Genomic DNA, 8,215 nt, shown 5'->3' with positions numbered 1-8,215 from the left:
TCAGAATTCGGATTCCTTGCAGATCATCTTCCGGGAAGGCACGCCCGCCCGGGATCCACAGGTTCTGATCATTGCTCCGGTGGCCACGGGCAATCCGTCAGTAGGCGAGAGAATCTCGACCGTCTCGGATGAGTCGACCCACTTACCAGCTATGTACATCCGGTAGTGATCCATATCGGACATCTGCACATCCCTTACTCGTCATTGAGTCCCAACATCGCGGCCGGGTCGAATACTAACCGCTTGTACGGTCAACAACAAGGTCGTGAGTCGAACTCCCTGGTCAATGCACATACTGCAGCCTCAGCTGGTCAGGCTGTAACAGGTTGCGGTTCAATCACTTCACGCTCAAGGCGGCGGTGAAGGCCGGGCCATTCCCGTTGATCCACACTGCATGTCGCCGACCACGAGGGCAGTGGCTCGTCGCTTGAGCGGACCACTCGATCCTGCTCGCACCTCACACCAGTATTGCCCTACTCCAGCGGCCAAATCCAGGCACTGCGCAGAGTCCTTCGCCAGGATCGAAGGTTAAAGTGGGGCCGTCCAACCACGACCTGGGCACACCCCTACTTGACAAGGCTGGCAAGGCCTAGGTTGTATTGCCGTACCAGGCCAAACTGGCGCCGGCAGCCTGACTATTTTCGTTGTGTCGGCGGTCACCTACGCTGAATCTCTGATATAGGTTGACTTCCATTCGATGAAAGTTTCTTTACATTAAAGGAGTGAGGTCACTGTGGCGGCAAAAGAACCCGCACGAGCTCGCGCTCGGAGGGGCCGTGCGCAGGACATCCTCAGCGCGTTCACCCGAAACGTTGCCCGCAGAGGATATTCTGGCAGCAATTTCAGCGAGATCGCGAACGAGTTGGAGATCTCCAAGGGGACAATTGTTCATTTCTACGGCACCAAGGACAAGTTGTTCGCCAAGCTGCACGACGGCTACATGGAACGACGTTTGAGGGAAGCCCACGACATTTTGAATCGGTTGGATTCGCCGGATCAGAAGTTGTCCGGGCTTTTGTTTGCGCTCATGCAATATCAAGACATCGATCGTGACGCCACCCTCGCGTTCCAACGTGAGATAGCGATGGTCGCAACCCTCGATTCACTGGCCCACGGACGCGAGTTGCGCAACGAGTACATGTCTATGTTCCGGTCGTTGATCGAGGAAGGCACACGAAATGGCTCGTTTCGACCGCTCGACGTTGAGGTACAGAGCCTTCTGATATTCGGTGCGACGCAATGGACTTGGACGTGGTTCAAACCGGAGGGAAGGCTCACCGCCTTGGAAGCAGGTTCTCAACTGGTGCAGCTTTGCCTGGGTTCACTGTTAAGCGATCGCCGCAGACTGGACCGCCTCGCTGACCCTGAGGGCAAGTCCGCGTCGACAGCCCTTGCTGTCCTCGCTAGCCACATGGACTCTAACTCACCGAGTACTCAGGCACGCTAATTCGATAGGCATTTGTGCCAGCAGATTGGCAAAAGCGAATACCGCATCGATACTGCCGATATCGAACGAGCCGGTTACAAAAACCGTGCCACTAGCGGATTCGAACGTATATTCATTGGCGTTTGAAATGGCCGCAATATTGCCAGCGGATTATTGATGCCGTTGATAGACCGCTGATCATGCGGCTTCGTCAATGGGCATGCGGAGTCGGTTGTGTTCTCGAAATCTCCATTTCCATGGCCTAATACTACAGTAGTAAACTGGGGTGCGGCGTGTTTGCGCTGGTAGGAGTGAAGGGGACCCATTCGGTGGTCCAGTCGCTATGCGGCTTGGGTTTGCGGTTCATGGTCCACTGTAGGGAGAACTCGGCGGGGCTGAGTCCGCGGTGGGCCGAATGTGGTCGGTTGGCGCTGTAGTTGATCCTCCAGTCCTCGATGATCACCCGGCTCTCAGCGGTGAGTCGAAGCGCAAGGAATCGAGCAGTTCATCGCACAGTCGGGCGTGGAACGACTCGATCCATGCGTTCTGCCAGGGTAATCCGGGGTCGATGAACAGTGAACCGGTGCCATTGAACCGGCACCAGTCGTTGTCCGCGTGGGCGACTAACGCAGGCCCGTTGTCGATGCGCACGTACGGCGCCCCATGTGTTTCGACCAATTGGTCGAGGATGTGGACGACTCCGTCGGCGTTGATGGCGCGGTCGACGTGGATCGCCAGGGCTTCGCGGGCGAACCCGTCGATGACGTTGAGCATCGTGATGGTGCGCCCGCCGGCGGTGGTGCCGAACCGGAAGTCCATCGCCCGGATCAGATTCGGACGGTTCGGGGACATCGCCCCGACCGCGGTCCGGTCAGGCGTTCCTTCTTGCGGCGCTGCGGGACCCGCAGGCCCTCGTCGCGCCACAGCTGGCGGACGCGCTTGTTGTTGATGACCCAGCCCGCTTTCGTGCTGCAATCGCTGCTCGTCGCCATAGCCCAGCAGGGCCGGTCGGTGGAGGATTTCCGCAGCCAGGCCCACAGCCGGGCTTCCTCATCAGTGGTCGGCGCGGCGCGAGGCGCATCGTGGACCGATGCAGGCCCACCACCGCACAGGCTCGACGCTCGGAGATCCCGAATCGCTCACACAACACCGTCACGGCGCTGCGCTCGTTGGCCTTCATGCCGCCGTACTGGGCCACCCAGCGGGATGAAGACCTCTGGGAAAAACTCCACACCACGCTGCCGAAACTTCCTCCGTCGAGATTCAGATCGTCAAATCTTGGCGGAGGATCGACGAGAGTGCCTCGAGAGGGATATGGGTTTGAACGGCCCCGCCGTCCATCGACCACACCAACTGGTTGTGTGGCATCGGGTTCTCGCGCGACATCGGTCGATCAGGCATGAAAAGAATCAGTTCACTCGATGTCAACGCAAATGCTCGGTAATTCTCTGAGTAGCCTGAGCCATCAACCTGCGGTTCGAACCGGTCGACGATGAAAGGGTATGCGCCGACAACGTGTGGCGGCCGTGCCGTGGCGAGCGATTCTTCGAGAAACGGCCGAGCCAGGGGCGGTAAGGCCGTGAGCGGGTCGATTCCGGGCTTGAACAGGTCGGCAAGCGATAGTTGATTGCCGGTGCCGAGGTCAAAAACGAAACTCCTGACAGCATTATTTGCGTTGTTGCCTACGGTCTGCTGAGTCTCGCGAAATACGACGGACCGCAGAGCTCGATGGGAGTGCGCGCTGTAGTCTATTGAGACATCGCTAGCACGAACCATGCTCGAACCCGCTGTGCGCCAGGACAAGACGCGATCACGCAAATACTCTACGATTGGCGGCCCCATGTGCGGATGGCCGACCAGGTATTGTGGAACCACAACTTTCAGAGCGAGGACAGCTTCCCGTTGCGAACGAATGAAGGTCGTACAGTTGTCGTCCTGCGCTTCCCATTGGCCTCCGAACACCGCGTTGCACAGGGTGTCGGCGTGAGCTGATGACGCGCCGGCAAGCGCAGTGACGCATGCAATAGCGAGCGCGATCCGTAAGCCAGTTGTACCCATTGCGCTACTTGATATCCACTTTGCTTGCGAGCCAGCGGTTATCGATGCGTTCGAGAGCGATCGTAACCCGGCTGCGGTCGATCCGCGGCTCTGGGTTGACTGCATTGCTTATTGATTGATCTATGAAGAGGAGCACTTCCACCTTGTCAGGGGTGACTGACTTGACCGCTGAATCCACGACCACGCCATGGCTTACAGCCTTGTTGTCGATAAGCAACTGCCGAAGTTGGGCAGCCGACTGGGTGTAAAGATCCTTGAACTCGCCAGTTGCACCCTGGAGTACCTTCGCGTAGTTCTCATCGACCTTGGCGCTGTCGATACTCGTCAGGGTAACCCCATAATCATTGGCAACTGCGAGTGCTTCACGACCCGTCGCGACTAGATCGTGTTGGCGTTTGACCTGCCACCCAAAGAAAGCCGCCGTGCCCACTGCGAGGAGCAGCGCCACTAGCAACACGGCGCCGATGAGGGTCGTCCGGGAACCCCGACCAAGCCGACTCTCGGTAGCAGGGTCGTCTAGGTCGACAGATTGGTGTTGATCGTCGGGATCGTCCGTGGGATCAACGCCTGTCACCTCATCTGCATCGTGGTTCTCGGGTGATTGATCGACGTCCTTGTCGCCGGAACTATGCTCATTCTCCTCACAGTCGTTGCTCCCGTTGATCTGATCGAACACATCCTTGGTTCTGGTCCGGCTGAACATCGTGCCTCCTATGCGTCTTACTTCGGCGGTGGCGCCAGGTTCTTGGGCGGCCCACCATAGGGTGTCGGGATAGTGTTGGGCCCCACGGGCGCTGGGTCGGTGGTTGCGAGGGGATCGTGGCCTGGCGGTGGCCGATCAGTGTCGTCGCCGGGAGGCCGCGGCGCATTGCGCGCGCCCCGAATAAGTACCGCGGGATCAGGATTATTGCAGTACGTATACCTGTACGGCTCGGGAAAGTCCGCCTGTGATGGGGGACGTCGCGGCAGGTTGTAGTCGCAGGAATAGCGTGGGTAGGGGTCGACGATCTCCCAGACTCCTCCATCGCGGAAAGTCGACGCTACCGCATCGATCACCGAACCCCGTTGCTCCAGTGGCGGGAACAGAGCTTTGAGCGCAGGTACCCTCACATAGGACAACTGCGCGACGGTGGTCAGGTTGCCGAGCAACTGGACCATGGTTTCGGAGTTGTCCGCAATGACAGCGTCCAGCGCGGTGAGTGGCCGACTTCCCGTATCGACCAATTGACGGTAGCCCCCCTCCATCCGGTTGGCTCCCGCTACGATTTCACGGACGTCCGTCGCCGTTTCGAGCAGCTCGGATTCGGCGTCGGTCACCATCGTGAAAATCGTACGGCTATTGCGAATGACCCGAATGGTTTCTGGGAGAACAGAATCCAGTGTCGAAATGAGGAAAACTCCGCCATCGAAGATGGCCGAAAGCTTCGCCGGTCCTGCCGCCCCTACGCCCATCTCCTTCGTCATTGCTGAGAGCTTCGCTGGATCAAGCTGTGCAAGAAGGCCTTCAGCGTCTGTCACCAGACGATGAAACTGCACGGGGATGTCAGTCTGAGTTGCGCTGACCGTGTCGCCGTCACGAAGGAACGGCCCGGTACCGTTTGCGGGCCGGATGTCTAGGTACTGCTCGCCGGCGGGAGAAAGGCCGGAGACCCGGAACGCCGCGTCCTTGGGAATCTGGAGGTCTGGGTCGATCTCGATCTCGGCTACCACTCCATCGCCATCGACTTGTACAGCAAGGACTTTGCCAATCTGGACGCCTCGCAGTGTCACATCTTGACTGGCGAGGAGCCCGCCTGACTCTGACAGCTGAATGCGCAGACCAACTGTCGCGCGGACCGGATTGTATCCGAACGTACCCAACGATATGTAGCCGAATGCAGCAGTGAGAGTGAGGAACAGGCCCGCAAGAGCGACCGCTGTACGACGGGCGCGTATGGCTTGCACTGAGTCGACGGCGGCACCGGCGCATCGCTGGAAGATATTCGGCACGCTCATCGCTGAGGCCCGTAAATTCTATTCAGCAAGAGATTCCATTGATACCGCAAACTACCGATCATCGCATGCCAGTCGGTGCCGTCCGGACCGTGCGTCATCGGATCACCTGGATAGTTCATATCTGGTAGAGCGCCAAGTGCGATCTGTTCTACGTCCCCTGCGGCATGGAGGTTGGCGCCGGAGGTCAACTTGAGAAGCCTTGGGACGATTCGATTGATGGTCGTCAGCGACGTGTTGGGGTCGATGCTTGCGTCGTTGAATGCGTCACTCAGCCTATTCAAGTCGGCAATGAGGCTGCGGGAATCAGTGCCTTGTAACGACGGAAATCGCGATAGTTGCCGCGTAGTGCGGGCAACAGAACCGATCAAAGTCACGATCTGATCGCGGTTATCGGAGATCACTGCGATCGCTGGATCTGCAGCTGCGAGCGCAGCATTGATCGTGTGCTGACGTGCGGACAAGCTAGACGCCAGTTCGGATGTGCGGTGCAGGGCCTCTGTGATCTCATCTGAGCGTGCGTTGAGTTGTGCAATCAATCTGTTCGACTGATGGAGCAGGTCGGCGATCTTCGTTCCACTGTCCCCGACGGCCGAGCCGGCGCCGTTGAGGATGTGGGTTAAGCTGCGGATCACCCCGCCATTGACAAGCACAGCAGCTGAACTGAGCAACTCCTCGACGGTGGCACCAGCCGATGTTGCAGCCAAGGGAATGACGTCTCCGTCGGCCAACGGTGTGCTAGCCGACTGTTGGTCCGGATGAGGCTGGACTGCGACGAAGAGATCGCCGAGGGGCGTGGCCGACCTAAGCTCAACGGTTGCGCCGTCGTAGATCGAGACGTCCTCACGTATGCGCATAGTTACCTGCGCGGTGAACTCCTTGGCTTGAATCTTCTCAACCACGCCGATGTCAGCGCCACCGACCTTCACCTTCGCATGAGCCGGCAAGTTTAGTGCATTAGTGAAAACCGCAGTCAACGTGTAGGTCTCGCCACCTACTGAAGGAGAACTCAGCGGGAGGCTTTCTAGTCCGGACGAACAACCGGACAAGACCGCGATCAGCCCGATAGACAGTACGTTGCGATAGCGGCGAGTTACGTGGGTGCCCAGCAGAGACGTCATTTCTCCACTCCCGCCATGAGTTCCAGCATTCCGGTGAGGCCGAAATCCGGTCCGTAGTCGCGGAGTGTGCCTGTGGCGCAGCCGAGCTGTTTGAGGCCGATGAGATTACACATTTCTTTGCTGAGCTGGCTGTCGAAGAGAATCTTGTCGGCGAGGGCGTGCAGTCGGACGGCGCCATTGTCGGCGTCGATGGCATTCCAGACGTTGTCGAGTGTCATTGGCGCGAGGTTGAAGAACTCTGCGACCTCACGTTGGTAGTCGACCAGTGCTTGGGTGATGGCCCTTGAGTCGGCGGCAGTCGTCTTCAGTCCGTCACGTCTGGATTCCAGCACCGATGCAACTTGCATCAGAATTTGGTTGATCTTGGAGCCCGTCGTGCCAGTGCCTAGGCTTTCGTCGGCCAGGATGTCGCTGAGCTGGTGCACGTTTGATCCGAACTCTCGGATCGTCTGCTCGTTCTCTGCGGCGGATTGCGTGAGCATGTCGAGGCTGGTGGCAATCGTATTAATGTTCTCTTTGGTGCGGGCCCCGTGATCGGTCTCGAGCCGTAGGGCTGATGACAGTTCGCTCAGCGTGCTCTTGAGATCCTCACCGTTGTCCGTCGCGATCTGCGCGCCGACATTCACCAGATCGGCCAACGGCCCAGAGCCCTCGCCGTTTCCGCGGAGGGCGACTGCTAGCCGGTCGATCATGGCAAGTGTCCTGTCGAATTCCACGGGAGTACGGGTACGCCCGAGGCCGATGACGTCTCCGTCGCCTAGCTTCGGACCTCCGCGATAGGGGGGCGTAAGTTCAACATGTCGGTCTGTGAGAATCGACGTGGACACAGTGACTGCCTGAACATCAGCGGGTATGTCGACCCCGTCGTCGAGCACGAGCGTGACTTCGACGGAATCACCCTTCGTCGTGATGCGGTCAACATGTCCGACCTGCATACCTAGCACAGCAACGGTGTTGCCTTCGTAAAGCCCGATCGCGTCCTCGAAATGAGCAGTCACCGTGATTGGTTGGGTGCCAGCGCGGTTGGTTATCAAAGTCGTGGCAACGGCGAGGGCGGCGGCAATCACGGCAGTGAGCCAGACCAATGTCCTTCTACTCATGCGCAATCCTCGAAATACTCGACCAATCCGAATTGTTCGGCACGGCCGCTGATTGCGCACATCCATGAGTCCATGAGTGGGCCGGATGAAAATGTTCCATCGATTCCGGTGCCACTGCCCGTAGCGTTGGCGAAGTTACGCATGGCGATCGGGAGGGCCTGCAGTGTATTGCGGAACAGCGCGTCATGCTCGGCGATCATTCGCGTGAAGTCGCGCACACTGTCTAGCATTTCGTTGAGAGCGTGCTCGTCCGTCAGGATTCGGGATAACGTGTGCGCCAAGGCAGTCGTGCCTTCGAACAGTCGTTCAATGGCCGCGCGACGAGTCGTGATCTCGCCGATCAGGTCTCGACCTTGCAGGACGAGCATCCCCAGGTTGGCTTTCTGGTCCCTGATTGTTGCGGCGAGCTTGTCGGTGCTGGAGAGTAGTGTGCCAATCTGAGAGCAATGATCAGAACCTGTGGATGAGCCTTGGTAGGGCGGCGTGAATGTGGGCGCGCCTTCCCGGGGATGATCACA

6 protein-coding genes and 2 pseudogenes are annotated in these 8,215 nt (G+C 58.7%); 1 reads left to right on the top strand and 7 read right to left on the bottom strand.

Annotated elements, in window-relative coordinates:
• Positions 1–733 precede the first annotated feature (733 nt).
• Positions 734–1,447, top strand: coding sequence for a TetR/AcrR family transcriptional regulator (locus tag ACJH6I_RS31345; protein ID WP_048896462.1), 714 nt, complete (start codon positions 734–736; stop codon positions 1,445–1,447).
• Between the two features lie 328 nt (positions 1,448–1,775).
• Here the strand turns inward: ACJH6I_RS31345 and ACJH6I_RS31340 are convergent.
• From ACJH6I_RS31340 to ACJH6I_RS31310, 7 genes and pseudogenes are all read right to left on the bottom strand, one after another.
• Positions 1,776–2,630 (bottom strand): annotated as a pseudogene (locus ACJH6I_RS31340) (integrase core domain-containing protein); the annotation flags it as partial.
• Positions 2,631–2,689: 59 nt separating this feature from the next.
• Positions 2,690–3,484 (bottom strand): RsiV family protein, encoded by a 795-nt coding sequence (locus ACJH6I_RS31335; RefSeq protein ID WP_064914587.1) that lies wholly within the window; start codon positions 3,482–3,484, stop codon positions 2,690–2,692.
• Positions 3,485–3,488: 4 nt separating this feature from the next.
• Positions 3,489–4,187 (bottom strand): hypothetical protein, encoded by a 699-nt coding sequence (locus ACJH6I_RS31330; protein WP_047040097.1) that lies wholly within the window; start codon positions 4,185–4,187, stop codon positions 3,489–3,491.
• Positions 4,188–4,204: 17 nt separating this feature from the next.
• Positions 4,205–5,479 carry an MlaD family protein gene (locus ACJH6I_RS31325; protein ID WP_080989682.1) on the bottom strand — a complete coding sequence of 425 codons (1,275 nt, stop codon included), beginning with the start codon at positions 5,477–5,479 and terminating at the stop codon, positions 4,205–4,207.
• Positions 5,476–6,597 (bottom strand): MCE family protein, encoded by a 1,122-nt coding sequence (locus ACJH6I_RS31320; protein WP_406785175.1) that lies wholly within the window; start codon positions 6,595–6,597, stop codon positions 5,476–5,478. Before ACJH6I_RS31320 ends, ACJH6I_RS31325 begins: the two co-directional genes overlap by 4 nt.
• Entirely contained in the window at positions 6,594–7,697 is a 1,104-nt protein-coding gene (locus ACJH6I_RS31315; RefSeq protein ID WP_171504751.1) for an MCE family protein, read from the bottom strand. Before ACJH6I_RS31315 ends, ACJH6I_RS31320 begins: the two co-directional genes overlap by 4 nt.
• A pseudogene (locus ACJH6I_RS31310) lies at positions 7,694–8,215 on the bottom strand (mammalian cell entry protein); the annotation flags it as partial. The gene ACJH6I_RS31315 and the pseudogene ACJH6I_RS31310, both read right to left, overlap by 4 nt.

The organism is Mycobacterium sp. SMC-13 (assembly GCF_045311035.1).
Classification (GTDB): domain Bacteria; phylum Actinomycetota; class Actinomycetes; order Mycobacteriales; family Mycobacteriaceae; genus Mycobacterium.
Note: the sequence above shows the minus strand (reverse complement) of the source record. Positions and strands in the feature narration are given on the sequence as shown.

What these genes read in the sequence shown, in the direction of transcription:
- ACJH6I_RS31335 (WP_064914587.1), bottom strand. Translation starts at nt 3,484, where the DNA reads ATGGGTACAACTGGCTTACGGATCGCGCTCGCTATTGCATGCGTCACT.
- ACJH6I_RS31330 (WP_047040097.1), bottom strand. Translation starts at nt 4,187, where the DNA reads ATGTTCAGCCGGACCAGAACCAAGGATGTGTTCGATCAGATCAACGGG.
- ACJH6I_RS31325 (WP_080989682.1), bottom strand. Translation starts at nt 5,479, where the DNA reads ATGAGCGTGCCGAATATCTTCCAGCGATGCGCCGGTGCCGCCGTCGAC.
- ACJH6I_RS31320 (WP_406785175.1), bottom strand. Translation starts at nt 6,597, where the DNA reads ATGACGTCTCTGCTGGGCACCCACGTAACTCGCCGCTATCGCAACGTA.
- ACJH6I_RS31315 (WP_171504751.1), bottom strand. Translation starts at nt 7,697, where the DNA reads ATGAGTAGAAGGACATTGGTCTGGCTCACTGCCGTGATTGCCGCCGCC.